The 24,381-nt window shown below is 70.4% G+C and carries 26 protein-coding genes and 3 tRNA genes; 9 read left to right on the forward strand and 20 right to left on the reverse strand.

Translation table 11 applies throughout. The annotated features are described in order from the left end of the window. Positions 1–14: 14 nt before the first annotated feature. From ACGFNP_RS30995 to ACGFNP_RS31035, 9 genes are all read right to left on the reverse strand, one after another. On the reverse strand, positions 15–416 hold the full coding sequence (locus tag ACGFNP_RS30995; protein WP_358325575.1) for an ACT domain-containing protein: 402 nt from the start codon (positions 414–416) through the stop codon (positions 15–17). Beyond that, positions 409–1,569, reverse strand: a complete 1,161-nt coding sequence (locus ACGFNP_RS31000; protein ID WP_393324906.1) for an aminotransferase class I/II-fold pyridoxal phosphate-dependent enzyme — start codon at positions 1,567–1,569, stop codon at positions 409–411. The genes ACGFNP_RS30995 and ACGFNP_RS31000 overlap by 8 nt, the downstream gene beginning before the upstream one ends. Then, positions 1,563–2,561, reverse strand: coding sequence for an aldo/keto reductase (locus tag ACGFNP_RS31005; protein WP_358325581.1), 999 nt, complete (start codon positions 2,559–2,561; stop codon positions 1,563–1,565). Before ACGFNP_RS31005 ends, ACGFNP_RS31000 begins: the two co-directional genes overlap by 7 nt. A 2-nt stretch (positions 2,562–2,563) precedes the next feature. Further along, positions 2,564–3,718, reverse strand: coding sequence for an N-methyl-L-tryptophan oxidase (gene solA, locus ACGFNP_RS31010; protein WP_358325583.1), 1,155 nt, complete (start codon positions 3,716–3,718; stop codon positions 2,564–2,566). Between the two features lie 21 nt (positions 3,719–3,739). Continuing rightward, on the reverse strand, positions 3,740–4,507 hold the full coding sequence (locus tag ACGFNP_RS31015) for an amino acid ABC transporter ATP-binding protein (protein ID WP_358325585.1): 768 nt from the start codon (positions 4,505–4,507) through the stop codon (positions 3,740–3,742). Beyond that, positions 4,504–5,406, reverse strand: a complete 903-nt coding sequence (locus tag ACGFNP_RS31020; protein ID WP_393324909.1) for an amino acid ABC transporter permease — start codon at positions 5,404–5,406, stop codon at positions 4,504–4,506. Before ACGFNP_RS31020 ends, ACGFNP_RS31015 begins: the two co-directional genes overlap by 4 nt. A gap of 3 nt (positions 5,407–5,409) precedes the next feature. After that, complete coding sequence (locus ACGFNP_RS31025) at positions 5,410–6,471, reverse strand: ABC transporter substrate-binding protein (RefSeq protein ID WP_358325589.1); 1,062 nt, start codon at positions 6,469–6,471, stop codon at positions 5,410–5,412. A gap of 82 nt (positions 6,472–6,553) precedes the next feature. Next, entirely contained in the window at positions 6,554–7,531 is a 978-nt protein-coding gene (locus ACGFNP_RS31030) for a hypothetical protein (protein ID WP_358325592.1), read from the reverse strand. Beyond that, the gene (locus tag ACGFNP_RS31035; protein ID WP_393324912.1) at positions 7,528–8,820 is read right to left on the reverse strand and encodes a lyase family protein; all 1,293 of its coding nucleotides are present in this window, start codon (positions 8,818–8,820) and stop codon (positions 7,528–7,530) included. Before ACGFNP_RS31035 ends, ACGFNP_RS31030 begins: the two co-directional genes overlap by 4 nt. Before the next feature lie 185 nt (positions 8,821–9,005). On the opposite strand from ACGFNP_RS31035, the gene ACGFNP_RS31040 reads away from it, so the two are divergent. After that, on the forward strand, positions 9,006–9,464 hold the full coding sequence (locus ACGFNP_RS31040; RefSeq protein ID WP_358325598.1) for a hypothetical protein: 459 nt from the start codon (positions 9,006–9,008) through the stop codon (positions 9,462–9,464). 8 nt (positions 9,465–9,472) lie between these two features. On the opposite strand, the gene ACGFNP_RS31045 is transcribed toward ACGFNP_RS31040, so the two are convergent. Both ACGFNP_RS31045 and ACGFNP_RS31050 read right to left on the reverse strand, forming a co-directional pair. Continuing rightward, the gene (locus ACGFNP_RS31045; RefSeq protein WP_358325601.1) at positions 9,473–10,222 is read right to left on the reverse strand and encodes an MBL fold metallo-hydrolase; all 750 of its coding nucleotides are present in this window, start codon (positions 10,220–10,222) and stop codon (positions 9,473–9,475) included. A gap of 27 nt (positions 10,223–10,249) precedes the next feature. Beyond that, the gene (locus tag ACGFNP_RS31050; RefSeq protein WP_393324914.1) at positions 10,250–11,818 is read right to left on the reverse strand and encodes a Coagulation factor 5/8 type domain-containing protein; all 1,569 of its coding nucleotides are present in this window, start codon (positions 11,816–11,818) and stop codon (positions 10,250–10,252) included. Between the two features lie 151 nt (positions 11,819–11,969). Here ACGFNP_RS31050 and ACGFNP_RS31055 point away from each other — a divergent pair, with 151 nt between their 5' ends. Beyond that, on the forward strand, positions 11,970–12,296 hold the full coding sequence (locus tag ACGFNP_RS31055) for a DUF4235 domain-containing protein (RefSeq protein ID WP_358325605.1): 327 nt from the start codon (positions 11,970–11,972) through the stop codon (positions 12,294–12,296). A gap of 21 nt (positions 12,297–12,317) precedes the next feature. On the opposite strand, the gene pstS is transcribed toward ACGFNP_RS31055, so the two are convergent. The 3 genes from pstS to ACGFNP_RS31070 form a co-directional block, all read right to left on the reverse strand. Further along, positions 12,318–13,388 carry a phosphate ABC transporter substrate-binding protein PstS gene (pstS, locus tag ACGFNP_RS31060; RefSeq protein ID WP_393324916.1) on the reverse strand — a complete coding sequence of 357 codons (1,071 nt, stop codon included), beginning with the start codon at positions 13,386–13,388 and terminating at the stop codon, positions 12,318–12,320. A gap of 169 nt (positions 13,389–13,557) precedes the next feature. Continuing rightward, complete coding sequence (locus ACGFNP_RS31065) at positions 13,558–14,346, reverse strand: SDR family NAD(P)-dependent oxidoreductase (protein WP_393324918.1); 789 nt, start codon at positions 14,344–14,346, stop codon at positions 13,558–13,560. Between the two features lie 36 nt (positions 14,347–14,382). Continuing rightward, positions 14,383–15,048 carry an FMN-dependent NADH-azoreductase gene (locus ACGFNP_RS31070; protein ID WP_393324920.1) on the reverse strand — a complete coding sequence of 222 codons (666 nt, stop codon included), beginning with the start codon at positions 15,046–15,048 and terminating at the stop codon, positions 14,383–14,385. A gap of 96 nt (positions 15,049–15,144) precedes the next feature. Between ACGFNP_RS31070 and ACGFNP_RS31075 the strand changes: the two genes are divergently transcribed. After that, positions 15,145–15,654 (forward strand): MarR family winged helix-turn-helix transcriptional regulator, encoded by a 510-nt coding sequence (locus tag ACGFNP_RS31075; protein WP_358325615.1) that lies wholly within the window; start codon positions 15,145–15,147, stop codon positions 15,652–15,654. 116 nt (positions 15,655–15,770) lie between these two features. Here ACGFNP_RS31075 and ACGFNP_RS31080 read toward each other — a convergent pair. From ACGFNP_RS31080 to ACGFNP_RS31100, 5 genes are all read right to left on the reverse strand, one after another. Further along, positions 15,771–15,845, reverse strand: a tRNA-Val gene (locus ACGFNP_RS31080). A 1-nt stretch (position 15,846) separates the two neighbouring features. Continuing rightward, positions 15,847–15,920, reverse strand: a tRNA-Cys gene (locus tag ACGFNP_RS31085). 15 nt (positions 15,921–15,935) lie between these two features. Further along, positions 15,936–16,007: transfer RNA gene (locus ACGFNP_RS31090), tRNA-Gly, on the reverse strand. Positions 16,008–16,041: 34 nt separating this feature from the next. After that, entirely contained in the window at positions 16,042–16,563 is a 522-nt protein-coding gene (locus ACGFNP_RS31095; RefSeq protein ID WP_393324923.1) for a hypothetical protein, read from the reverse strand. A gap of 132 nt (positions 16,564–16,695) precedes the next feature. Then, on the reverse strand, positions 16,696–17,445 hold the full coding sequence (locus ACGFNP_RS31100; RefSeq protein ID WP_358325619.1) for an SDR family oxidoreductase: 750 nt from the start codon (positions 17,443–17,445) through the stop codon (positions 16,696–16,698). Between the two features lie 123 nt (positions 17,446–17,568). On the opposite strand from ACGFNP_RS31100, the gene ACGFNP_RS31105 reads away from it, so the two are divergent. The 3 genes from ACGFNP_RS31105 to hutH are packed head-to-tail and all read left to right on the forward strand — an operon-like array spanning position 17,569 to position 20,352. After that, positions 17,569–18,024: a DUF4383 domain-containing protein gene (locus tag ACGFNP_RS31105; protein ID WP_393324925.1), complete on the forward strand. Its 456-nt coding sequence runs from the start codon at positions 17,569–17,571 to the stop codon at positions 18,022–18,024. A 47-nt stretch (positions 18,025–18,071) separates the two neighbouring features. Next, positions 18,072–18,785: a helix-turn-helix transcriptional regulator gene (locus ACGFNP_RS31110; RefSeq protein WP_358325624.1), complete on the forward strand. Its 714-nt coding sequence runs from the start codon at positions 18,072–18,074 to the stop codon at positions 18,783–18,785. A gap of 16 nt (positions 18,786–18,801) precedes the next feature. Continuing rightward, positions 18,802–20,352, forward strand: a complete 1,551-nt coding sequence (gene hutH / locus ACGFNP_RS31115) for a histidine ammonia-lyase (RefSeq protein WP_393324927.1) — start codon at positions 18,802–18,804, stop codon at positions 20,350–20,352. A gap of 90 nt (positions 20,353–20,442) precedes the next feature. Here hutH and ACGFNP_RS31120 read toward each other — a convergent pair whose 3' ends face one another. Beyond that, positions 20,443–21,597 (reverse strand): Rid family hydrolase, encoded by a 1,155-nt coding sequence (locus ACGFNP_RS31120; RefSeq protein WP_393324929.1) that lies wholly within the window; start codon positions 21,595–21,597, stop codon positions 20,443–20,445. Positions 21,598–21,654: 57 nt separating this feature from the next. Here ACGFNP_RS31120 and ACGFNP_RS31125 point away from each other — a divergent pair, with 57 nt between their 5' ends. Genes ACGFNP_RS31125 through ACGFNP_RS31135 form a run of 3 tightly spaced genes read left to right on the forward strand, consistent with a single transcriptional unit; the run spans position 21,655 to position 24,379 of the window. Then, positions 21,655–22,572 carry a LysR family transcriptional regulator gene (locus ACGFNP_RS31125; RefSeq protein WP_358325632.1) on the forward strand — a complete coding sequence of 306 codons (918 nt, stop codon included), beginning with the start codon at positions 21,655–21,657 and terminating at the stop codon, positions 22,570–22,572. After that, positions 22,539–23,552 carry a chorismate-binding protein gene (locus ACGFNP_RS31130; protein ID WP_358325634.1) on the forward strand — a complete coding sequence of 338 codons (1,014 nt, stop codon included), beginning with the start codon at positions 22,539–22,541 and terminating at the stop codon, positions 23,550–23,552. Before ACGFNP_RS31125 ends, ACGFNP_RS31130 begins: the two co-directional genes overlap by 34 nt. Next, a complete protein-coding gene (locus ACGFNP_RS31135) occupies positions 23,549–24,379 on the forward strand; it encodes an aminotransferase class IV (protein WP_358325637.1) in 831 nt (276 codons plus the stop codon). Before ACGFNP_RS31130 ends, ACGFNP_RS31135 begins: the two co-directional genes overlap by 4 nt. The last annotated feature ends 2 nt before the right edge of the window (positions 24,380–24,381 follow it).

The following is a 24,381-nucleotide window of genomic DNA, read 5'->3' on the forward strand; positions in this document are numbered from 1 at the left end:
GAGGGTACGCCTGGCTATACCGGGGTGACGGTGTGACCCGCTGCGGCCAGGGTCGCGAACGCGGCATCCGCCTGTTCGGACCTGACCAGAACGTAGTCCGTGTCATAGGTCGAGACCACGAAGATCGGGATATTGGCTTCGGTGAGTGGCCCGGCGATCGACGCGAGGATGCCCGTCAGGGAGAAGTCCAGCGGACCCGCCACCACCAGGCAGGTCCAGCCGGGCTCGACCCTGGCCTCCGCCCGTGGGGCGAGAGCCTCGGGGCAGACGAGGGACAGCTCGTCGGCGGTCCTGGTCAGGCAGTAGAGCGAGCCCGTTCCCGTGACCGGGACGGTGTGCTCGGCCGCGGGGTCCATGCGGCACACCGCGTACGTCTCGGGAAGCACGCGCAAGCTCACGCGCGGGGTCTCAGTCATGGGCGGGATCCTGTTCGGCCATGGCGCGCACCACCGGTGTCATGGCCTCAAGTGCCTGGGCCACGTAGTCGAGGCCGAATCCGACGTTCATCCGGAGATAACCTTCGCACCCGAAATACACCCCCGGGCAGATCAGCGTGGAGGCGTCGACACGTAGACGATGCCCGACCTCGACGGAGTCAAGCGCGGTGGCGAAGCGGACGAAGGCCAGGGGAGTGGCCATCGGCCGGTGCGCCGTGACGAGGCCCCCGAGTGACCGCTTCCAGTCCTCGAACAGGGCCCATCCCTCGCCCATCGCCGCGCGGTTGCGGCCGAGGATGCGGGCCGCGGTGTCCGTTTGCAGCGCGAGGGCGGCCAGGACGTTGTCCAGGCGCCCGGTCGCGATGGCCGCGTACTCGTGACGCCGCCACAGCTTCCGGATGACGTCGGGCGGACCGGCCGCCCAGCCGACGCGCAGGCCCGACAGTCCGTACGACTTGGACATGCTGTTGACGCCGATGACCCGGTCATAGCGGCCGACGAAGGTACGGGCGGGGGCGGCCGGGTCGTGCTCGCTGCCGTGGTAGACCTCGTCGGCGACCAGCCAGGCGCCGCAGCGTTCGGCGATCTCCACGATGGCGGTCATCTCGTCCTCGTCGAGGATGTAGCCGACCGGGTTGTTGGGGTTGCAGACGTAGATGACCGAGGTGCCGGGGACCGCCAGGTCGCTGAGCGCCCGCAGATCCGGCCGCCAGCCGCGCTCGGGATCGAGCCGGAAGGCGCGCACGTCACAGCCCCGGTTCCTGGCCAGACCCCAGACCTGCTGGTATCCCGGCTCCATGACGATGACCCGGGAGCCGGGCGGGCAGTAGGCGTCGACGATGGCGGCATTGGCCTCGGAGGCGCCGACGGTGACCAGGACGTTGTCCGCCGTGAGGTCACCGCCGGGATAACCGGCCGCGATGAGCTCGCGGAGCTCCCGCTCGCCGTTGACCTCGGGGTAGTACAGCTCGGTGGCCAGCAGCGCCCCGAGGTCGGCTTCCGGGCCGAGGAGCTCGGCGAGCGAGACCGGGTCGATGGTGCTGTCGGAGAGGTTGAACCGTACGGTCTGCTCGTAGTCGGACTGCCAGTTCTCCAGTTCGAAGCGCTGGTAGGGCGGCGAGGTGTTCACCATGCGTATGCCTCCGGTGCGGGGCCGGACGCGGGGAAGACGGCGTCGAGCGCGGCCAGGTCTGAGGGGGACAGGTTCAGTTCGGCGGCGGCCAGCCCGTCCCGCAGGTGCGCCAGGGTGCGGGCGCCGACGACGGGAGCGGTCACTCCGGGCTGGTGGCACAGCCACGCCTGGGCGACGGTGGCGGGCGGGTGACCGAGTTCGCCGCACAGCGCCTCATAGGCGGCGATGCGGTCGCCCCACCGGTCGAGCTGGGTGGTGGCCCGCGAGCTGGCGCTGCGGGCGGCGGTGCGGGTCTTGGCGAGGATCCCGCCGAGCAGCCCGGAGTTGAGCGGGCTGTACGGGAGCACGCCGATGCCATAGGCGCGGCAGGCGGGCAGGACCTCCAGCTCCGCCGCGCGCTCCATGAGGTTGTAGATGCTCTCCTCGGCCACCAGGCCGAACAGCCCGCGGGCCTGGGCGGCCTCCTGCCCTTGCACGATCTGCCAGGCGGCGAAGTTGCTGGTGCCCGCGTACCGGATCTTGCCCGCCTGCCGCAGGTCGGTGAGCGCCTCCCAGATCTCCGGCCAGCCGGTGGCGCGGTCGACGTGGTGCAGCAGGAAGATGTCGAGGTGGTCGGTGTTCAACCGGCGTAGCGACGCCTCGCAGGCTCGCCGGATGTGCCGGGCCGACAGGTACATGTCGTTCGGGCCCGGTCCCATGCGGCCGTACGCCTTGGAGATCAGCACGATCTGGTCGCGCCGGCCTGGACGGTCGGCCAGCCAGCGGCCGATGATCTGCTCGGTGAGCCCCTTGGCGGGATCGTGGTCGGCGATGGTGCGGTTCGCGTCGGCGCCGTAGACGTCCGCGGTGTCGAAGAGGTTGACTCCCGCCTCGACGGCTTCGTCCATGATGAGGCGGGCGTCGTCCTCGGAGGTCTCGGGGCCGAAGTTCATGGTGCCGAGGGCGATGGGGCTGACGCGCAGCCCCGAGCGGCCGAGAGGGCGGTACTCCACGGTCAGCTCTCCTTCCCGGCGAAGCGATCCGGTGAGAACCGGTCGAGAGGGATGTCGCAGGCCCCGTCGAGGGCGAGGTCGACGGTGATGTCCCCGATCCCGGCGGCGTGCTTGAAGCCGTGGCCGGACATCCCCCCGGCCAGGACCAGGGCGGGCGCGCCGGAGGGAACGCCGATGACGAAGTCACCGTCGGGAGTCTTGGAGTTCATGCAGGCGGCGGCGGCGACGGCACGCGGGGTGAGGCCGGGGAACGCGGTTCGGCAGAACTCCTCGGCCGGGAGCAGGTCGCTCTCGCTCACCGGGTAGTCGTTGTCGCGGGCGTGGTCGAGCCACCGCTTGGGCGCGGTGGGACCCGCGCCCACCTTCACCCCTCTGCCGTCGACGTCCGGAATGCCCCAGCCGTCGACCGTCCCGCTCTCCCGGATGAAGACCGGAAACACCTCGGGCCGGTACGACTCGCGGTCCGGGCCGGTGAACCAGGAGAGCAGCGAGCGTTGCACGCGCAGGGGAAGGGCCAGGTCAGGCAGCAGGTCGGTGAACCAGGCCCCGGTGGCCACGATCGCGCGCCGGGCGTTGAAGGTGCCGTCGCCGGTCTCCACCCGTACGCCGCCGTCGTCGTGGCGCAGCGCCGTCACCTGGGTCTGGAAGTGCAGCCGGGCGCCGGCCGCCGCGGCACGGCTCAGGGCGGCGGCGATGGCCGCCTCGGGGTCGAGGACCCCGGCTCCGGGCTCCAGCACGGCCACATCGCCGGCGATGGTGGCGTGCTGGGGGTAGCGGGCGGCGAGTTCGTCCGGCTCCAGCAGCAGGTGTTCGATGTCGGCCTCCTTCGCGCAGCGCAGCGCGTCGTCGATGAGCGCGCCGTCGCGGGGGCCGATGCACAGCCCGCCGGAGCGGCGGAGCAGCGTGGTCCCCGACTCCGCCTCCAGCCGCTGCCAGAGGGTGTGCGCCCGCTCGACGACCGGGATGTACTCGCGGCCTTCGAAGAGGGTCTTGCGGAAGATCCGCGAACCGCCGTGCGAGGAACCTCGGTCGTGGGCGATGCCGTACTGCTCTATGCCGATCACCGAGGCGCCCCGGGCGGCCGCGCGCCAGGCGGCCATGGAGCCCATGGCGCCGAGCCCGAGCACTGCTATGTCGTAGGTGTTGCGGATGGTCATGAGAGAGGACTCCTGGTGGTGCTAGAGCACTTTGGACAGGAACGCCTTGGTCCTGTCGTGCACGGGATTGCCGATGACCTGCGCGGGCGTCCCGGATTCGACGACCACGCCGTCGTCCATGAAGACCAGGGTGTCGCCCACTTCGCGGGCGAAGCCGATCTCGTGCGTGACGATGATCATCGTCAGGCCCTCGCCCGCCAGGTCGCGCATGACGTCGAGGACCTCGCCGACCAGTTCGGGGTCCAGGGCCGAGGTGGGTTCGTCGAACAGCATGAGTTTGGGGCGCATGGACAGGGCGCGGGCGATGGCGACCCGCTGCTGCTGGCCTCCCGACAGCCTGCGCGGGTAGGCGTCGAGCTTGTCGCCGAGTCCGACCCGGCGCAGCAGCTCCACCGCCCGGTCGCGGGCGGGCTCCCGCGACTCTCCCCGCACCATGACGGGGCCGGCCATCACGTTCTCCACAGCGGTGTAGTGGGAGAAGAGGTTGAAATCCTGGAACACCATGCCGATCTCGGCCCGTTGGCGGCTGAGCGCGCGGGCGGACAACTCGTGCAGCCGGTCTCCCGACTGGCGGTAGCCGATCAGTTCGCCGTCGACCCAGATCCGGCCGGACTGGATGCGCTCCAAGTGGTTGACGCACCGCAGGAAGGTGCTCTTCCCCGACCCGGACGGGCCGATGACGCACATGACCTCTCCGCGCCGGACTTCCAGGTCGATGCCCTTGAGCACCTGGTGACGGCCGTAGCTTTTGCATACGCGCTCGGCCCGCAGCAGGGGTTCCCCGGTCATGTCAGTCCCTCCTGGCGAGGCCGCGACCGGCGGAAGCGCCGGTCCGGGCGGTCGGCGTCGGGCGAGAAGTGCCGCTCGACGAAACTCTGCGCGACGGTGAGCAGGGAGGTCACGAGCAGGTACCACAGACTGGCCACGATCAGCAGTGGGATGGTCTGGAAGGTTCGCGAATAGACGATCTGGGCGCTGTAGAGCAGATCCGGGATGGCCAGCACGCTGACCAGGGAGCTGGTCTTGAGCATGGAGATCGTCTGGTTGCCGGTCGGCGGGATGATGACCCGCATCGCCTGGGGAAGGACGATCTTCCGGGTGGTCTGCAGTCCGGTCATGCCCAGCGCGTTGGCCGCCTGGATCTGGCCGGGCGGCACGGACAGGATCCCGGCCCGGACGATCTCCGCCATGTACGCCGCCTCGTTGAGAGCCAGCCCCAGGATGGCCGCCGTCATCGGGGTGATGACCTGGTTGGCGTCCAGGGAGAGCAGATCCGGGCCGCCGAACGGAAGACCCACCGCGATCCTCGGGTACAGCGCGCTGATGTTGAACCAGAAGACCAGCTGGACCAGGAGCGGAGTGCCGCGGAAGAACCAGATGTAGCTGCTTGAGGTGCTGGACAGCAGCTTGTTCGCAGACCCCTTCATCACGGCGAGGACGATGCCCATCAGGACACCGATCACCATGGACACACAGGTGAGCTGGAGCGTCAGCAGCAGGCCGGACAGGATGGTCCCGTCCGTCAGCCACCGCGCCACCACGTCCCACTGGTAGCGGGGGTTGGTGAAGGCGGAGGACACGACGCCGACGATCAGGACCGCGGTCAGCCCCGCCGCCAGCCAGCGGAAGGGGTGCCGTTGCGGGACCGCCTTGATGGTGAGGTCGGGGCGATCTGATGGGTACGCCATGGCCTAGGCGCAGCCCTTCATCACCGGCTGGAAGTAGTACGTGTGGCCGGCCTTGATCTCGTCGGGATCGGTGAAGATCTTGGACTCGATCACCGTCCCGTCCGGTCCCACGCCCCAGGGAGCCGAGACCTTCTCGTAGTCCGCGCTCAGCGTGGCCCCCTCGACGGCGACACCCGTGCCCCAGGTCTTGGCGATCTCGGCGTAACCGCCGGATTTGATCAGGGAGTTGATGCTCGCCTGCAGGGCCTTGAGCAACGGTGTGTTGCCCTTGGGGACCGCGATGCCGGCGATGCTGTGGCTGGTCTGGTACGTACTGATCACGCACATCGCGTTGCCGGAGTGAGCCGCGGCGTATTCGACCTGGGGCTTGTCTCCGACCGCGATGTCGGCCCGGCCGGACTGCAGGGTGAGCACCACGACGTTCTGGTCGGGGATCTGCAGGACCGTGATGGGCTTCTTGCCGTTCTTGGTACACGTGGCGCTGGCCTCGGTGACCGCGTCGACCTGGCTGACCCCCTTCTGGACCGCCACCCGGTAGCCGCAGAGCTGGTCGAAGGCGTTGACCTCGATGCCCGAACCCTTCTTGACGAGGAATCCGCCGCCGGACAGGTAGTAGGAGACGAAGTCCATCGCGTCCAGCCGTTCGTGCTCGACGCTGAAGCCCGCCATGCCGACGTCGTACTTGGCCGCCTGGAGCCCCGGGATGATGGAGTCGAAGGAGATGTTCTCCCAGCGGGCCTTCAGGCCCATGGTCTCGGCGATCGCGTTCCCGAGGTCGATGTCGAAGCCGGTGAGGGTCTTGTTGTCGTCCTTGAAGAACTCCAGCGGCGCATAGGGGGCATTGGTCGCGAAGACCAGCTCGCCGCTGGACTTGTACTTGTCGGGGACGAGCGCCTGGACCTCGGGCACCGCCGCGTTCTTCGGCGGGGCGGCCGGCGATGATCCGGTGGCCGAGGCGGCGCCGGTGGCCGGTGAGCTGCCGGCGGGGGAGCCGCAGGCGGTCAGGGCCAGCAGGCCGGCGGCGGTGAGGAAGGACAGGGAACGACACCTACGCTTGTGGGACATGGTGCTTACTCCTTGGGGGGTGTGGGACTCGAAGCAGACAGGCTCCTGCGCTCGTGCGCACGTCATGGTGGGTGATTGGGACCTAGGGGAGTCTGAAATCGAAGGGGGCGTCGCGGTCGCAGCTCAGCCGCCCGTCCTCGACGCGTACGAGCGCCGCCTGGGCGACGGAGGACTGGGAGGAGGTCGGGACCTGGTCGCCGAAGCTGTCGTGTCCCGACTGGGTGTAGTAGACGAGGTAGGCGGTCGAGTCGCCGACCGGGATCACGTCGGGGGACCGGACCGGCCCGCCATCCCCCGTCCGGCTGCCCGAGGTCGCGACGAACGCGCCGCTCTCCTCCCAGGTCAGTGCGTCATCCGACCGGTATGACGTCAGGCCGGCCCGCGACTCCGCGACCAGCCACCAGAAGCCGCCGAGCCGGAACACCACCGGGCTCTCGTGCCACTGCGGTAGCACGGTCACCGGGTCGGACCACGACGCGGGCGCCAGCGCTTGGGTGCTGACCGAACGCAGGGCCCCGCCCGCCGCCTCGTCCTTGAACCACAGGGTCCACAGCCCGTCGGGGGTACGCGCCACGCACGGGTCCACGGCGTGGTCCGTGCCGAGATCCAGCCGCCCGTGATGCCGCCAGGTCCACAGGTCGGTGCTGCTCAGATGGTGGATCCGGCGCAGCCACGGGCTGGGGCGGCCATGGGTGTCCCATGCCGGGTCGTCGGGCACGCCCCGGATGAAGGTGGTGAACAGGTGATACGTGCCGTCGTCCGAGGTGACGACCGCCGGTCCCCAGAAGGTGTTGTGCCCGGGCTCGATGGGCAGGTCGAGGGTTCCCCGGTAGAGCCAGCTCGCGCCGTGGTCGTCGGAGGACGCGAGCCCGAGCGGCGTCCCGTGGCACCTGCCGATGGAGGCGGGGCCGGACAGGCGGACGTTGGCGCGGCGGTGGGCGAAGACGCACCACCACGTGGACGTGGCAGGGTCGCGCACCAGGACCGGGTCGGTGACCCCGTCGAAGAGCGGGTCGGTGATGAGCGGCGCGAGCGGTGGCGCCGCGGTGGGGGTGGTCACTGGTCGGGTGCCTCTCTGTGCGCGTACGCGTCTCGCGCGGCCGCCTCGTAGCCGTTGGTGGTGGCGGAGGTCACGGCCGGGGCGAGCGAGCCGTGAAGGTTGCGTGCGACCGCCGCCTCGTTCCAGGACAGGCCGGCGACGCAGCGATCGGCGAAGATCCGCGTGGCGGCGCTGAGCGCTGGTAACCCGGTCAGCAGGTTCAGGGTGACCACCGGGGCCATCGCCGAGACCTCCAGCTCGCCCGCGCTGACCGCCAGATGGGCCGTCGTCGCCGCGCCGGCCAGTTGGAAGGCGGTCTGCATCGCCAGCTCAGGGATGACCGGATTGATCTTGCCTGGCATGATCGAACTACCCGCCTGCATGCTGGGCAGGATCACCTCGCCGATGCCGCCGTCCGGCCCGGAGGCCAGGAGTCGCAGATCGGTGGCGACCCGGGCGACGACTCGGCCGGCCCGGCTCATCGCCTCCGTCACGGCCGCCAGCGACTCCAGCGATGCCAGCCCGTAGTACGGGTCCTCCGCGCGGCGTACCGGCGTTCCCAGGGCCGCGGCCAGGTTCCGTACCGCCAGGTCCGCGAAGCCGTCCTCGGCGCCGAGCCCCGTGCCCACCGCCGTCCCGCCCAGCGGGACCGCGAGGAGCCGCTCCGCGGTCAGGACGAGATTCTCCACCGCCTGGCCGATGCCGTACGCCTGGGACCGGTGCACCGCGCTCACCGGGAGCGGCACCGCGTCCTGCAGGCAGGTACGGCCCAGGTGCTGGAGCTCGTCGTACTCGTGGGCCTTGGCGAGCAGCACCTCCCGCAGCCGGTTCAGCGCGTCCACCGCGTCCATGGCGGCCGGGTGGACCGCGATCCCGATGGCCGTCGGCATGACGTCGTTGGTGGACTGACCCCGGTTCACGTGGTCGTTGGGGTGGATCTCGGCGTTTCGCAGGATCTGGCTCGCCCGGCGCGCCAGGACCTCGTTGACGTTCATGTGCGTCGAGGTGCCACCCCCGCCTTGCAGGATGGGGAGCACGAAGTGCCGGTCGTGCCGCCCGGCCAGCACCTCCATCCCGGCGGCGACGATCGCGTCCGCGACCGCCTGATCCACTGCACCCAGCTCGGCGTTGGCGCGCGCCGCCGCGATCTTGACGTGCACCACCGCGTGGACCAGCTCGGGGTGATCGCACAGCCGGGGGCCGGGGATCGCGAAGTTCTCCGCGGCGCGGGCCGTGTGCGCCCCGTACAGAGCGTCCGCTGGAACCAGCACTTCGCCCAGCGAGTCCCGCATGGGTATGGCTGCCGTCACGTATCCCCCAGACAGGAGCAGTTGCCAGGTGGCCTGACCAATTTCTTGGACGCAGACTTCCACTGGCCAGGCCACCTGTCAAGAGGTCGCTTCGAGCTGATCTCCGGCTGGGCGGGTGGCGCATCGCAGGTCTGTCGTTCACGATGAAGGCCCGGATCCACCATCAACAGGGAAGGTCAAATTTCATGCGTTTATCTGTTTTCCTGACGCTGGGCGCCGTGGTCGCCGCAGGTCTGCTGGCGGTGCAGCCCGTGGCGTCGGCCCAGGCGGCGGTGACGTTCTACGCCGACTCCGGCGACTCATGCTTTCGCGGGATCACAGAGGGGACGCTGGACTGGCTGACGGGGCCCGTGATCCGGCCGACCGTCAAGGTCGACGGGTACCTGTCCGACGACGCCAACCTCTCGCCCTGCACCCGGGACGGCATGTACTCCACTGCCGTCTTCAACGCCTACAACGGCACCACCCTCGTCGACTCGGAGACCTACAAGGCGGACGACGCCCAGGTCCCGCTCTCCTTCACGCTGTCGGATCCGGCGGGAGTCACCGCCATGGATCGCGTGGTCGTCCAGGTGTGCCGGTTCAGCAGCTCGCCGATCGGGGTCAGCTACTGCGGCAAGGCCGCGGAATACAAGATGCCCTGAGTCTCCGGCTACACCTCCACGACCAGGCCGTCCTCGGCGAGCTCGAGCGTCAGGTCCGCACGTCTGCCCAGCACCTGCGGGCCGGCGTGCGTGAGCACCAGCCGCTCGCAGCGCAGCCGGTCGAGGTGGGCGATGAGGTCCGGCAGGTGCAGGTGGTAGGGCACGGCCCGGTCGAAGGTGTACGCCTCGCAGACGAACAGGTGCGCGCCGTCGGCGACGTCGATCAGGGTGTCGGTCCAGGCTCCGTCACCGCTGTACGCGATCGTCCGGCCGGCGACGCCGACGCGCAGCGCCAGCGCGACTGCGCCGGCCGCATGGTCGGCTTCGAACGCTCGGACCTCGTATCCCTCGACGTGCGCCGCCGATCCGGGCGCCACCTCGTGAACCTCGACCGCGAACCGCCTGGCGACCGACGCCGAGCCCGGGAAGAACACCTCCATGGCCTGTTCGAGGCGGGCGGCCAGACCGGGCGGCCCCACCAGGTGCAACGGCCGGAGCCGCCGCCTGAACTGGCCGTCCAGGATCAGGAACGGCAGCCCGCCGAAATGGTCGCCATGCAAGTGGGAGATCGCCACGACCGACACGTCGTTCGGCTCGTGCCCGAGGCGTTTGAGACCGGTCAAGGCGGTGGCTCCGCAGTCGATGAGCAGCGCCCCGTCACGGCCCGCGGCCCGCACGTGCAGGCAGGTCTGCAGCAGGCCACCGTCGCCGAAGGCGTTGCCAGAGCCCGTCATGGTCACCCGCACGGCAGCGTCCATGGCCACCACTCTAAGATGATCGCCCCGTCATGGGGCGCGCCTGGCTGTGGCGGCTGCCCACGTGCGCAGGTAGGACTCGGCGCCCGCGGCCAGGTCCCGGACGATGTCCGGGCCGGCGATGACCCGCATGTCCTCGATCCAGTCGGGCACCAGGCCGTAGTTGGCGACGCCGTCCGTGTTGACGTCCCAGACCCGGTCGCCGGTGCGCTGCCGGTCCAGGGTCACGCTCCCGTCGAAGGAGGTGAAGGGGTAGGTCACCGGGTTCGCGGAGTTGCCGGCGCGGGGTCCGGGGAGCTTGCCCAGGCCGTTGACGTCCAGGCCGTAGCCGTACCCGGGGATCTGGTGCGCCTGCCTGAGCGGCTGGGTGCGGCGCCACTCCGTGACGAAGTCCTGCGCGTTGTGCCCGTACTGGGTGATCATCCCCCCAAGGGCGTAGATCCGGTCGAAGTAGCTCGGGTCTGCCCAGCTGTGGGAGGAGATCACGCCCGGGTAGCCGGCCGCTTCGAGGAGGGTGAGCGTACGGCCGGCGGCCTTCGCGCTCATGTGGTCGATCTCCACCAGCATGCCCCGGCGGATCATTCCCTGGACCATGTACTCGCCCAGGGCGGTCAGCCCTTTGGTGTTGCAGTGCGGCGCGGGGGGATAGACCGGCAGCGAGACCCCCGGAGGCAGCAGCCCGGCGAGCTGGTCGGGCAGCACGCCGCCGGGATCGATGGGATTGTCGTGCTCGGGTCCGGTGCAGGTGCGCGCCTGCCAGAAGGAGCCGGTGCTGAGCAGGTTGCCCAGGTTGACGATGGCGCCCTGGGTGCCGGAGTCGAAGCGCACCCCGCACAGGGCGTTGTCGTACTTGTGGCAGACGAACATGCTCCGCACGCCGAGCGCGTACATCTCGTCCAGCCCGCGGTCGATCTGCGCCCGGGTGCACTGCGGGAGGCCGAGGATCTGGCGGCAGCCGAACGGCTCGGAGGTCTCGACGCCCAGGACGACGGCGAGCTTGCCCGCCTCGACCGTCCGCCTGGCCTCGGCCGGGTCGCGCACGATCCTGAACCAGCCCTGTCCGGGCCCGCCGTACTGGGCGTCGATGTACTCCTGCAGCTCGGTGGCCCGCTGCGCCTCCAGCCTGAGCGTGGCCATCTCGTCGCAGGAGTTCTTCCGCAGCGGGTAGATCGCGCACAGCTGGCGGTTGGCCACCAGGTCGTTGACCATGATCCGGAGCCCGCCGCGCCAGGCCCGCTCCACCCACGTGTAGTACGCCTGCTGGTGGGTCAGCGAGTCGTGCGCCGGCCAGTCGCGGAACGTGGGCCAGCCCACCGGGTCGTGGGTGCCGGTGGGGGAGCCGGTCCGGGTGAAGTTCTCGAACCAAGCCAGCTCGCCGTGGGGATAGTGGTCAGGGCAGTCCGTCAGGGCCTGGGCGATGCCGGCGGGGTCGAACGGCTTGCCGCACAGCAGCATGCCGCCGAACGCCTCGTACGAGAACAGGTGACTGTGCGCGTCGACGAACCCGCGTACATCGGATGCCGCTGACGATCTGCCCCCCGGAGAGATCAGCGAGGCGGTCAGCAGGAGGAGGACGACGGCGATGGATCGGCGGCGCATCATGGACACCTCACGCGGCTGGGGGGCCTGCCGTCAGCATCCGCCGCCTACGCCCCGGCAACAAGGCCCAAACATGAGTGCATCTCATCAATGTCGCGGGTGCATGCTGCGGGCTTTGCGGGGCAGGGGGGTGGAAACGGGATGAGGTGCGATGACGCTGCTGTACAAACCGCTGTCACTGCTGTTCGGCGTGCTGGGCGGGCTGATCGCCGGCCTGCTGTTCAAGCAGGCGTGGAAGATCATCGCGCGGGAGGATGCGACTCCTGACGCCGACGACCCGGACTACACCTGGCGGCAGGTGCTGGTGTCCGCCATGCTGCAGGGCGCCGTCTTCGGCCTGGTGAAGGCGGCCGTTCAACGCGCCGGCGCACGCGGCGTCCGCGAGGCGACCGGCCGCTGGCCGGCCGACGACCGGCGCCACGGGAGGCGAACCCGACCGCTCAGACGCGGCCGGAGATCAGGGCGAACACCTTCTTGATGTCGGCCTCGGCTCCTTCGTTCAGCTTGGGACGCCGAGCCGTGCGCGTACCTTGGCGAGGAGATCGTGCGGGAGCGGGGCGTAGCCGTACAAGGACAGGTAGGACTGGCCGCCGTCGCCCGCGGTGTAGCGCAGGAAGGTGCGCACCAGCGGGTCGGAGTTCTTGGAGCAGGTGATCTCGTAGGTGATCATGATGATGGGGTAGGCGTCCCTGCTTCTGGTCAGGTAGTCGAACTCCACCACCAGATCGCCATTCTCGCCGACGATCCGGGCGCCTTCCAGGGCTCTGGTCGCACTTTGGGGAGAGAGCGCGACGAACTGGCCGGCGGCGTTGCGCACCTTGGCGGTGTTCAGGCGGGCATTGCTGGCGAACCCGTACTCCACGTACCCGATGGAACCGGTGGTGCGCTGGACGGCCTGGGTGATTCCAGAGGAGCCCCCGACACCCTGCCCGGGCGCGGGCCACTTCCTCGATGGCTGGTACGGCCAGCCGCCCGCCGCCTTGAGATAGGTGGTGAAGTTGTGGGTCGTGCCCGACTCGTCGGAGCGGTGGACGAGCCGGATGCCGACGTGCGGCAGGCGCCTGCCGCGGTTGTCGGCCGCGATCTCCGAGGCGTCCCAGGTGGTGATCCGCCCGCTGAAGATGCCGGTCAGGGTGGCGGGCGAGAGCTTCAGATCTGGCGTGGACGGCAGGTTGTAGGCCAAGGCGATGGGGCCGACCAGCATCGGCAGGTGCACCGCGCGGCTGCCGCAGCGCCTGTCGGCCAGCGCCTGTTCGCGGGGTTGCATCGCGACATCTGAGCCGGCGAACGCCGTGGTGCCCGCGATGAAGTCGCGGATGCCGGCGCCTGACCCGTTGGCCTGGTAGTCCACCCGAAGGTCGGGGTGGACCCGCTGGAACTCGGCGCGCCAGGCGTCCATCGCGCCCTTCTGCGCGCTCGAACCCGAGCCGGAGATGGACGCGGTGATCGGCGGGTTTTCGGGCACGTCGTCGCGGGTCAATATCGCGGTGCCGCTCAGGCCGACGGCGGAAGCGGTCAAGGTGAGGGCGGCGAGCACAACCGACCCGGCGATCCCTGTCGGCTTATCCATCTCATCGAGGATATGAAGCGGTCATGACAACCGTGTTGACTAATCGTCAAGTTTCTGTCTTTGCGCTGCCAAACTGGGGCAACGCAGCGGCCTCTCCACTGGAGGAGCCGACAGGTCCGCTCCCTGCCCGCGCAGCCGGACGGGGAGCGGATTCACGTGGTGCCAGGTGCTATCCGCCGATGTGTGGTGCGCGTGCGGCGGCGGAGCCGTCCCGGATCACCTCGCCGGTGAGGTTGCCGTTGGCTCCCGAGCCCAGGAAGACGATGAGGTTGGCCACGTCGCCTGCGTGGGAGAGCCGGTGCGTGGGGGTGGCGGCGGCGAGGGCGTCGGTGACGAACGCCGGGATGTCGGGGCGGCTGTCGGTCAGGGTGAAGCCCGGCGCCACGACGTTGACCAGGATCCCGTCCCGGCCGCCGTTCCAGGCCAGGCTGCGGGCGAGGCCGTACAGGCCCGACTTGGCGGTCCCGTACGGGCCGGGTCCGGGCAGGCCCTCCTCCGCGACGCTCGAGGAGATCAGCACGATGCGGCCCCAGCCCTTGGCGCGCATACTCGGCAGGACGGCGTGGACCGAGGCCGCCGTTCCGATCAGGTTGGCGCTGATCATCGCGTCCCACTCCTGCAGTGGCACGTCTTCGAACCGCAGGCTCGGGTCGGGCGGGCCGTCACCGCCCCAGCGCACGGCATTGGCGACGAGGACGTCGATCCCGCCCCAGTGTTCGACGACGCTCGCGACGGCGTGAGCGATGGTGGGCAGGTCCTCAAGGTCGAGCCGGACGAGGTACGCCTGCCCGCCGGCGGCCTCGACATCGGCGGCCACCTTCTCCGCGCTGTCGGGGTGGTCGCGATAGGTGATCGCCACGCGGGCGCCTTCACGCCCGTAGGCGCGGGCGGTAGCGGCGCCGATCCCGGTCGACGCGCCGGTGATCAGGGCCACGCGGCCGTTGAGATCCGTGTTCATGGTTGTCCTCTTTGTCTTCGCTGATCAGGTGGAGGGTCAGGACGGTGTCTCGGCGCGCACCCGGGTCGCCAGGGTGCGCACCGCGTCGAGCGCCGCGGCATGGGAGGCCTCATGCTGCTCGCGGAACTGCGCGAGGAAGGGCATGACCGTGGCGTGGGTGAGCTCGGCATGGACGAACTCCACGTCGTCCAGTCCGAGCACGGAGAAGTAGGCGCGCAGGTAGGGCTCCTGGAAGTCGAACTGCTCGCGGGGCGTGCCCGGCCCGTAGCCTCCGCCGCGCGCGCTGAGCACCACGGCCGACTTTCCCTTGAGCGGCAGCCAGGGCAGGGTCACGCGGTCGATCCACGCCTTGAGCGCGGCGGGCACCGAGAAGTTGTACATCGGTACGCCCAGGAGCAGGACGTCGGCCGCGAGCAGCTGCTCCACCAGCGGGCGGGTGGCCGCCCAGCTTCTGGCCAGCTCGGGAGCGCCGGCGGCGACCTCGTCCATGGCCTCGATGTCGCGCACCCCGTTCACGGATGACTGGGTGGCGAGGTGGACGCGGTCCTCGTCGATGGGCGGCACCGGGTCCGCCACCAGGTCGCGGTAGGTGTAGCTCCCATCGGGATGGGTGGCCCGCCACTCGGTCACGAAGGTTCCGCCGAGCCTGCGCGAGAAGGAGTCGCTGCGTCCGCTGGCGTCCAGATGCAGAAGATGCGTCACAAGATTTGCCTCACATTCAAGATGATCTGGATTCACAATCAATATAGAGCAAGATAGTTGTGAGTCAAGAACATCTCGGCTTGCTATCATGCTGCCATGGCCATCTCTCCCGACCCCGACGGCTCGCCCGGCAGCTGGTTGCACCAGGACCTGCACTGGCTGTTCGCGCGGCTGAAGCAGGGTCTGGCCACGGCCGAGACGGCGGCCGTGCGCGAGCACGGCATGACGCTGTGGGGCTACACGGTGTTGATGGCGATCGTCGAGGTCCCCGCCCGCACCCAGCTCGTCCTCGCCCAGGCCGTGTCGGTCGACAAGAGCAAGCTGGTCCTCATCCTCGACGAGCTGGAGGGCGCCGGCCTGGTGCGGCGCCGGCCGGACCCCGCCGACCGCAGAGCGCGCATCATCGAGGTCACCCCCGAAGGGAGCCGCGCCCTCAAAGCCGCCCGCAGTGACATCGAAGCGATAGAGGACCGGCTCCTGGCCGACCTCGCCCCTTCGCTGCGGACCGCTCTGAAGGGCGCGTTGCAAGACCTCGTCGGTGAACCGATCGCGAGGGTCGAGGACGGACGGCCCCACGAAACCGCCTGCGCGCCCGACCCAGCCTGACCGCGCCTCAGAGCCGATCAACTCCGTGCGAGGTCAGCAGGCTGACAGGGCCCGCGAACAGCGAAAAGCCCCAGTCTCCCGGCATGTGCCGTGAGCTGGGGCCTGTCAAACTAGTGTGGTGGACGATACTGGGATTGAACCAGTGACCTCTTCCGTGTCAGGGAAGCGCTCTCCCGCTGAGCTAATCGTCCTTGGAGGTGGAGACGGGATTTGAACCCGTGTAGACGGCTTTGCAGGCCGCTGCCTCGCCTCTCGGCCACTCCACCGAGCCGGAAGCTCCGAGCGGAAGACGGGATTCGAACCCGCGACCCTCACCTTGGCAAGGTGATGCTCTACCACTGAGCCACTTCCGCGTCGTCTCCGCTGGTGTGCGGTGACGAGAGAACTCTAGCGAATCCTGGCCGAGTCCCCAAACCGGAGTGTTCCCACCTGTTCGGCGTACCAGGTGATCCCGGCCACGTGCTCGGCGATCTCGCGCAGGGTCCAGTTGGGGGTGCGGGGCAGGTCCCAGGCGTCCGGGGCCGTGGCGTAGCGGTTCACGTACGCCTGGCCCAGGCGGGTCCAGCGGGAGCGGGCCTCGGCCAGGTCGAGTTCGGTGAAGCGGGCCCAGTCGGCGTCCAGCGTCACCATGCGGCCGTGCCAGTGGTCCTCCTGCGGGGTGGCGCCCGCCAGGAGCGCCTCGACCTCGGCGAGGTGGTCGATGAGGTGGTCCTGGACGCGGCGTACGGCTTTGGCCGGGGTCCACAGGTTCGCGCCGTCGGTGACGATGGGGGTGCCGTCCCAGGCGAGCCAGGTTTCGGCGAGGGTGAGACAGCGGCCGACCGCTTCGGCGACGAGCAGGGCGGGGTTGTCCGTCGCTGCGGCGTTGTCTGTCGCTTCGGTGATGATGAGCGTGGGGTTGTCCGTCATGTGGTCGATCGTGGCCGAGTAATGGTTGGGCCGGCGTCTAAGCGTGGTCGGCCCTGTGCGGTCGCGACGGTGGAGCCGCTGACTGGGGCGGCGCAAGAGAGGGGCCGCTTGTGCGGGGTTCCTCGATGGCGGTCAGCCGATGGTGTGGCCGCCGTTGACGGTGATGCGTTCGCCGGTGACGAACGCCGCCGCGTCCGAGGCCAGGAAGGACACCGCGCCCGCCACGTCGTCCGGCGTGCCCATCCGGCCGAGCGGGACGTGCGCCCGGTACGTCGCGAGCTCCTCCGCGCCGATCTCGGCGTGCCGTTCGACGGGGATGAAACCGGGCGCGACCAGGTTCACCGTGACGCCGTACGGTCCCAGCTCGCGGGCCCACGCCCGGGTGAGCTCGAACTGGGCGGCTTTCGCGGCGATGTAGGCGGACATGCCAGGCAGGGCGCGGTCCACGATGTCCGAGCCGATCTGGATCACGCGGCCTCCGCCCCGCGCCTTCATGCCCGGCAGCGCAGCCTGTAGGAGGAGCGTGGGGCTCTTGACGAAGAAGTGGAGCTGGTCCAGGTGCGTCTGCCAGGTGAGATCCTCGAACGCGACCTTCGGCTGCGGGCCGGTCGCGTTGAGCACCAGCACCTCCACGGGGCCCAGCCGGTCGGTGACCTGGGCGACCAGTTCGGCCGTCGAGGTCTCGTCGGTGACGTCGCCGGCGAACGCCTCGGCGGATCCACCGGCGGCGCGGATGCTCGCGGCCACCTGCTGGGCGGTCTCGCGCTCGGAGCGGTAGTTGACGGCCACGGTATGGCCGTCGGCGCCCAGCCTGCGGGCGATCACGGCGCCCAGGCCGCGGGACGCTCCGGTGACCAGTGCGACGCCGTCTCCTGCTGCCAACGGGACCTTTATGGTTAGGCCCACCCGGGAGCCCAGAGAGATTTGGCTGCCCGCAGAGCATTCCGTGACATCAACGAGGGTAGCCGGAGAAAAACCAGAATCTACCGGGGGAGGGTTTCGAACATGAACACCCCGCACACCGGGACGGCACGATCGGCCGTGCAAGTCGCGGCGCTCATCGTAGGAGTGGTGTTCCTGCTGGCCGGCGTGCTGGGATTCATTCCCGGCATCACCACCGGCTACCGCGCCATGGTGTTCATCGGCCACCACTCCGGCGCGATGCTGCTGGGCATCTTCCAGGTCTCCATCCTGCACAACATCGTCCACCTGATCTACGGCATCACCGGCATCGTGTTGTCGCGCACCTGGTCGGGCGCCCGGTACTTCCTCATCGGCGGTGGCGCGATCTACCTGCTGCTGTGGCTCTACGGCCTGTTCGTCGACCAGGCGAGCGCGGCCAACTTCGTGCCGGTCAACACGGCCGACAACTGGCTGCACTTCGTCCTCGGCCTCGGCATGGTCGTGCTGGGGCTCGCGCTGGCCCGCGGCACCGTGAAGAGCGGGACGGACACCCCCTGAGGCGATGCTTCGACGGGCGGCGAAGTGTCCGTGGGTTAGCGTCAGGTATGGCCGCCGAATACATCGCGCACGACTCCGACATCGCGCCCGTCGCGGCGCTCATAGCCGATCCGACCAGGGCGGCCATCCTCACCGCCCTGCTGGGCGGTCGCGCGCTGGCCGCGGGGGAGCTCGCCCGGCTCTCCGGCGTGAGCGCCGCCACCGCGAGCGCGCACCTGTCCCGGCTGCTCGACGGGCGGCTCGTCGATGTCGTACGCCAGGGCCGCCACCGCTACTACCGTCTGGCCGGGCACGAGGTCGCCGAGGTGCTGGAGGTGCTGGCCAGGGTGAGCGCCCGGCCGCCCATCCGGTCCCTGCGCCAGTCGCGCCAGGCCAGGCTGCTGGAGGAGGCCCGTACCTGCTACGACCACCTGGCCGGACGGGCCGGGGTGGCGCTGCTCGATCAGCTGGTCCAGGGCGGGTTCCTGGTGAACCAGGAGGTCACGGACAAGGGCGAGCGGCTGCTGGGCCGGCTCGGGGTGGACGTGGCGGGGGTGCGGAAGGCCAGGCGCCGGTTCGCCCCCGAATGCCTCGACTGGACCGAGCGGCGGGCCCATCTCGGCGGGGCTCTCGGCGCGGCGGTGACCGCCGTGCTGTTCGAGCGCGGGTGGTACCGGCAGGGGACGGTTCCCCGGGCGGTGGTGCTGACCGACGAAGGCAAGGAGGGGCTGGCCGCGCTGTTCTCCGGTAAGGAGCTAACATCGCATACGCCGGTTACCTAAGCGAGAGAGTCACATCATGGGCGACAACGGAGTCGTGAACGTCGGTCCTGAACCCCTCACCTTCGACGACGTCATCAGGGTGGCCCGTCACGGCGCCGCCGTGCGGCTCACCGACGACGCCATGGCCGCGATCTCCGCGGCCCGTCAGCGCGTCGACGAGCTGGCCGAGAGCCCGGTGCCCTCCTACGGGATCTCGACCGGGTTCGGGGCGCTGGCCACGCGGCACATCGACCCGGCGCTGCGCGCCCAGCTCCAGCGCTCGCTGGTGCGCAGTCACGCCGCGGGCAACGGCCCCGAGGTCGAGACCGAGGTGGTGCGCGCGCTCATGCTGCTGCGGCTGCACACGCTCGCCACCGGTCACACCGGCATCCGGCCGACCACCGCGAAGACGCTGGCCGCGCTCATCAGCGAAGGCATCACGCCGGTCGTCCACGAGTACGGCAGCCTCGGCTGCTCCGGCGACCTGGCGCCGCTGGCGCACGTGGCGCTCACGTTGATGGGTGAGGGCGTAGTGCGCGACAAGTACGGAAATATCACCGCAGCGGAGGAGGCGCTCAAGCAGGCGGGCATCGAGCCCGTCGAGCTCGCCGCGAAGGAGGGGCTCGCGCTCATCAACGGCACGGACGGCATGCTCGGCATGCTCATCCTGGCCATCGACGACCTGACCAGGCTCGTCAGGACCGCCGACGTGAGCGCCGCGATGAGCGTCGAGGGGCTGCTGGGCACCGACCGCGTCTTCGCCCCCGAGCTGCAGGCGCTCCGGCCGCAGCCGGGCCAGGCCCTCTCCGCCGCCAATATGACGAAAATTCTGGATAACTCGGGCATCATGGCGAGTCACCGCGACCCGACCGCGTGCACCCGTGTCCAGGACGCCTACTCCCTGCGCTGCGCTCCCCAGGTGGCCGGAGCCGCCCGCGACACGATCACCCACGCCGCGAACGTGGCCACCTGGGAGCTGGCCAGTGCCGTGGACAACCCCGCCGTGCTCTCCGACGGCCGCGTCGAGTCGAACGGCAACTTCCACGGCGCCCCCGTCGCCTACGTGCTGGACTTCCTGGCCATCGTCGCCGCCGACCTGGCCTCGATGTCCGAACGTCGCACCGACCGCTTCCTGGACGTGGCGCGCAACCACGGGCTGCCGGCGTTCCTGGCCGACGATCCCGGTGTCGACTCCGGCCACATGATCGCCCAGTACACCCAGGCGGCCATCGTCTCCGAGCTCAAGCGGCTGGCCGCGCCCGCCAGCGTGGACTCGATCCCCAGCTCGGCCATGCAGGAGGACCACGTCTCGATGGGCTGGTCGGCGGCCCGCAAGCTGCGCAAGTCGGTCGACGGCCTCACCAGGGTGCTGGCCGTCGAGGTGCTCACCGCCGCCCGCGCCCTCGACCTGCGCGCCCCGCTGGAGCCCGCCCCGGCCACCGGCGCGGTGGTGCGGGCGCTGCGCGAGACCGTCCCGGGCCCCGGGCCCGACCGCTTCCTGGCACCGGAGATCGAGTCCGCCGTCCGCCTGGTCGCCGAGGGCGGCGTGGTCACCGCCGCCGAGTCCGTCACGGGCCCCCTGGCGTAATTTTTCGCGATATTTCAGCCCGCCGTACGCCGCCCGCGGTCTCGGCCGCGGGCGTCGGCGCGTAGCGCGAGCCGCGTACGACGGCCCGCGCTACGGCAGCGCGACGATCGCGTCCACCTCCAGCAGCAACCCGGGCATGAACAGCTTCGACACCTCCACGGTCGTGCTCGCGGGCGGCGTCCCGGGGAAGTACTTCCGGCGCACCTGCCCGTACGCGACACGATCGTCCATGTTCGTGAGGTACGTCCGGACGAACACCACATCCTCGAACCCTGCCCCCTGATCGGCGAGGATCCGCGCCAGGCACTGGAACACGTGCTCGGCCTGCACCGTCATGTCCCCCGCCCCGACCACCTCCCCGCGCGAGTCGAAGGCCGCCTGCCCGGAGACGTACAGCATGTCGCCGACCCGTACGGCATGGGAGTAGAAGCCGTTCGTGGCCGGAACGGTCGCGGGGTTGACCGGCACGGCCCGGTGCGCGGCCCGCCCGCCCACGTACGCGGCGATCGCCGTCACGTCCTGGTCGCCGAGCCCGGCCGCCTCGGCCTCCTGCAGGCGCTTGCGTGCCGCGGCGGCGAGCGCGGCGTCCGGCCAGGCCGCCAGGGCCAGGTCCTTGGCCGCCAGACCGAGCGCGTAGCGGGTCTCGGGGGCGGGCGTCCGCAGCCGTTCGGCCAGGACGCCCAGGGGAGTGCCCGACAGCACGTCGGCCAGCGCGTCGCGGTCCACCCCGTGCGCCTCGCCGTACGCGTACGTCTCCGCGATCAGCACCTGGGCCGGCACGAGGGCGCTCATGACGGCGATCTTCATCGCCGCGCCCGCCCCCAGCGGCCCGCACTCGCGTACCGTGCCGAACACCGACAGCACGTCGCGCAGCCCCGACAGGTCGCCGCCCGCCAGCACGGTCAGCGTGCCGTCGGCCGCTGGAGCGACGCTGCCCAGCACGGGCGCGTCCACGAGCCTGACGGAGGCGGGCAGCAGCGCGCGCAGCTCCTGGATCGCGTCCGGGCCGATCGTGGACATCTCCACCACCGTCGCGTCGGGCCGCAGCCCGGGCAGCGCGGCCGTCAGCACCTCGCGCACGGCGGCCGGGTCGCGCAGCATCGTGATGACCAGCTCCGCGCCGGCCACCGCCTCGGCGACCGTGACCCCGGTCCCGCGCCGCCATGTCGTCACCTTGTGCCCGGCCTCGATGAGCCGCCGGGCCATCGGGACGCCCATGCGTCCCTGTCCTAGAAATGCAATCACCTGTTCAGTTAAGCGATAGGCGAGGCATTCCGCCAGCGACTAGATTGCATACCAGCCATGACAGATATGAATGCCTTCGACACCGGAGCGCTCCGCCTCTTCGACGAGGTGGCCAGGAGCGGCTCCTTCACCGCGGCCGCCGAGCTGTTCGGATACACCCAGTCGGCGGTCTCCCGGCGCGTCGCCGCCCTGGAGCGGGCCACCGGAGGGCCGCTCTTCGAACGGCTGGCCAGGGGCGTACGACTGACACCGGCCGGCGTGGCGCTGCACCGGCACGCCATCGCCGTGCTCGACCGGCTCGAACGCGCGAGTGAGGAACTGGCCGCGATCCACGGCGGCAGCGGCGGCACGCTGCGGGTCGGCGCGTTCGCCACGGCCAACGTCGATCTCGTGCCCATGACGCTCAAACGGTTCGCCGAGCGGCGGCCGGAGGTCGGCCTGCGGCTGGTCGAGGGGCTGACGGCCCGGTTGATCGAGCGGCTGCGGGCGGGAGCGCTGGACGTCGCGGTGATCAGCGACTACCCCGCGGGGCTGGCCGCCGAATGCGACCGGGTCGTGCCGCTGCGCGAGGACCGGCTGCTGGTGGCGTTGCCGCGGTCGCACCGGCTGGCCGCGGAGCCTGACGTGGACCTGCGCGACCTGGCCGACGAGACGTGGATCGAGGCCGCGCCGCGCGGGCAGCCGACGTTGCTGGTCACCGCCTGCGCCGCCGCCGGGTTCACGCCGCGCAGCGGGCTGCGGGTGGCGGAATGGACGGGGAAGTTTGGGTTCGTCGCCGCCGGGCTCGGGGTGACGCTGGTGCCGGAGCTGGCGGCGCGGGCCGTACCGGCGGATCTGGTGTTGCGGCCCCTGCGCGGGCTGGCCCCCGCGCGGAAGGTCTACGCGGCCCTGCCCGAGGCGCCTTTGGCGTCCGCGCAGGAGTTCGTCCGATTGCTGGGAGAATGGCAGGTGTGTACGACGGCTTCGCCCGTGTAGGCAACCTCCTTGCCACCGGCCTGCGCGACCTGACGACCGACCTCGCCGCCCTCGACGGCGACGGCTGGTGGGCGGTGGTGGTCGGCTACGAGGGCAAGGTGACGTGCGCCCGGTTCGACCACGTACGGCCGGCACCCCTGCCCACGCCCAGGACCGCCTGGCACGGGCCCGCGCCCGACCGGTGGCACAGCTCCCTCGATCAGGCCGCCTACGAGCGCGGTGTCCAGGCCATCCGCGACTACATCGAGCAGGGCGAGGTCTACCAGGCGAACCTCTGCCGCGTCCTGACCGCGCCGGTGCCCCACGACGCCGACCCGCTGGCCCTGGCGGCCCGCCTGGCCGTCGGCAACCCGGCCCCCTACGCGGCCGTCGTCCAGGTGCCCGGGCTGAGCGTGGTGTCGGCCTCGCCCGAGCTGTACCTGTCGCGTGACGGGGACCTGGTCGAGTCCAGGCCGATCAAGGGCACTGGGGTGACCGCGGACGACCTGCTGGAGAAGGACTACGCCGAGAACGTCATGATCGTCGACCTGGTCCGCAACGACCTCGGCCGGGTCGCCGCCGTCGGCTCCGTCGAGGTGCCGTCGCTCTGCGCCGTCGAGGAGCATCCCGGGCTGGTCCACCTCGTGTCGACCGTACGGGCCAGGCTCGCGCCGGGGGCGGGCTGGCCGGAGCTGTTCGCGGCGACGTTCCCGCCCGGCTCGGTCACCGGCGCCCCCAAATCGTCCGCGTCGCGGATCATCAATGAGCTCGAACCGGAGCCGCGCGGGCCATACTGTGGAGCAGTGGGCTGGGTCGACGCCGACCGTCGCAGGGCGGCGCTGGCCGTGGGCATCCGGACGTTCTGGATCTCCGCCGGCGAGATCCGCTTCGGCACGGGCGCGGGCATAACCTGGGGCAGCGATCCCCGGCGTGAATGGCTCGAGACCGAGCTGAAGGCGTCCAGGCTCATCGCACTGGCATCCTCAGGAGGAAATAGATGACTATCCCTGTCTGGGTCAACGGGGAGCTGCTCGACCCCGCGGCCGCGACCGTCTCGGTGTTCGACCACGGGTTGATGGTCGGCGACGGCGTCTTCGAGACCATCAAGATCGTGCACGGTGAGTCGTTCGCGCTCACCAGGCACCTCGACCGGCTCGCGCTGTCGGCGCAGCGCATGGACCTGCCCGCGCCCGACCTCGAGGCCATCGCCGACGGCATCGGCAAGTGCCTGGCCGCCGCCCCCGACTGGCCGCTCGGCCGCATCCGCGTCACCTACACCAGCGGCCCGGGCCCCCTCGGCTCCGACCGCGGTGACCAGGGCACCACCTCGGTCGTGATCGTCGACGAGCAGAAGCCGTTCCCCGGCACCGCGAACGTCACCGTCGTCCCCTGGCCGCGCAACGAGCTCGGCGCCCTGTCCGGCGTCAAGAGCACCTCCTACGGCGACAACGCCAAGGCCCTGGCCTACGCCAAGGCTCGCGGCGGCGGCGAGGCCATCTTCGGCAACCTCGCGGGCAACCTGTGCGAGGGCACCGGCTCCAACATCTTCATCGTCCGCGACGGGCGGCTGCTGACGCCGACGCTCGAGTCCGGCTGCCTGGCCGGCGTCACCAGGGCGCTGGTGCTCCAATGGTGCGGCGGCGAGGAGACCGACGTACCGATGTCGGCCCTGTACACCGCCGAGGAGGCGTTCCTCACCTCCACCACCCGCGACATCCAGCCGATCAGGCTGGTCGACGAGACCGAGCTGCCGGTGGCGCCGGGGCCGATCACCGCGAAGGCGATGCGGATCTTCGCCGAGCACGCCGCCGCCGACCTCAACCCCTGATC

It is taken from the genome of Nonomuraea sp. NPDC049269 (genome assembly GCF_043197155.1).
Taxonomy (GTDB): domain Bacteria; phylum Actinomycetota; class Actinomycetes; order Streptosporangiales; family Streptosporangiaceae; genus Nonomuraea.

Coding starts and splice junctions, on each gene's coding strand:
- hutH (WP_393324927.1), top strand. CDS start 18,802: ATGGGCGACAACGGAGTCGTGAACGTCGGTCCTGAACCCCTCACCTTC.
- ACGFNP_RS31050 (WP_393324914.1), bottom strand. CDS start 11,818: ATGCGCCGCCGATCCATCGCCGTCGTCCTCCTCCTGCTGACCGCCTCG.
- ACGFNP_RS31065 (WP_393324918.1), bottom strand. CDS start 14,346: ATGAACACGGATCTCAACGGCCGCGTGGCCCTGATCACCGGCGCGTCG.
- ACGFNP_RS31130 (WP_358325634.1), top strand. CDS start 22,539: ATGGCAGGTGTGTACGACGGCTTCGCCCGTGTAGGCAACCTCCTTGCC.
- ACGFNP_RS31110 (WP_358325624.1), top strand. CDS start 18,072: ATGGCCGCCGAATACATCGCGCACGACTCCGACATCGCGCCCGTCGCG.
- ACGFNP_RS31040 (WP_358325598.1), top strand. CDS start 9,006: ATGCGTTTATCTGTTTTCCTGACGCTGGGCGCCGTGGTCGCCGCAGGT.
- ACGFNP_RS31000 (WP_393324906.1), bottom strand. CDS start 1,569: ATGGTGAACACCTCGCCGCCCTACCAGCGCTTCGAACTGGAGAACTGG.
- ACGFNP_RS31075 (WP_358325615.1), top strand. CDS start 15,145: ATGGCCATCTCTCCCGACCCCGACGGCTCGCCCGGCAGCTGGTTGCAC.
- solA (WP_358325583.1), bottom strand. CDS start 3,718: ATGACCATCCGCAACACCTACGACATAGCAGTGCTCGGGCTCGGCGCC.
- ACGFNP_RS31015 (WP_358325585.1), bottom strand. CDS start 4,507: ATGACCGGGGAACCCCTGCTGCGGGCCGAGCGCGTATGCAAAAGCTAC.
- ACGFNP_RS31025 (WP_358325589.1), bottom strand. CDS start 6,471: ATGTCCCACAAGCGTAGGTGTCGTTCCCTGTCCTTCCTCACCGCCGCC.
- ACGFNP_RS31135 (WP_358325637.1), top strand. CDS start 23,549: ATGACTATCCCTGTCTGGGTCAACGGGGAGCTGCTCGACCCCGCGGCC.
- pstS (WP_393324916.1), bottom strand. CDS start 13,388: ATGGATAAGCCGACAGGGATCGCCGGGTCGGTTGTGCTCGCCGCCCTC.
- ACGFNP_RS31105 (WP_393324925.1), top strand. CDS start 17,569: ATGAACACCCCGCACACCGGGACGGCACGATCGGCCGTGCAAGTCGCG.
- ACGFNP_RS31055 (WP_358325605.1), top strand. CDS start 11,970: ATGACGCTGCTGTACAAACCGCTGTCACTGCTGTTCGGCGTGCTGGGC.
- ACGFNP_RS31020 (WP_393324909.1), bottom strand. CDS start 5,406: ATGGCGTACCCATCAGATCGCCCCGACCTCACCATCAAGGCGGTCCCG.
- ACGFNP_RS31125 (WP_358325632.1), top strand. CDS start 21,655: ATGACAGATATGAATGCCTTCGACACCGGAGCGCTCCGCCTCTTCGAC.
- ACGFNP_RS31045 (WP_358325601.1), bottom strand. CDS start 10,222: ATGGACGCTGCCGTGCGGGTGACCATGACGGGCTCTGGCAACGCCTTC.
- ACGFNP_RS30995 (WP_358325575.1), bottom strand. CDS start 416: ATGACTGAGACCCCGCGCGTGAGCTTGCGCGTGCTTCCCGAGACGTAC.
- ACGFNP_RS31095 (WP_393324923.1), bottom strand. CDS start 16,563: ATGACGGACAACCCCACGCTCATCATCACCGAAGCGACAGACAACGCC.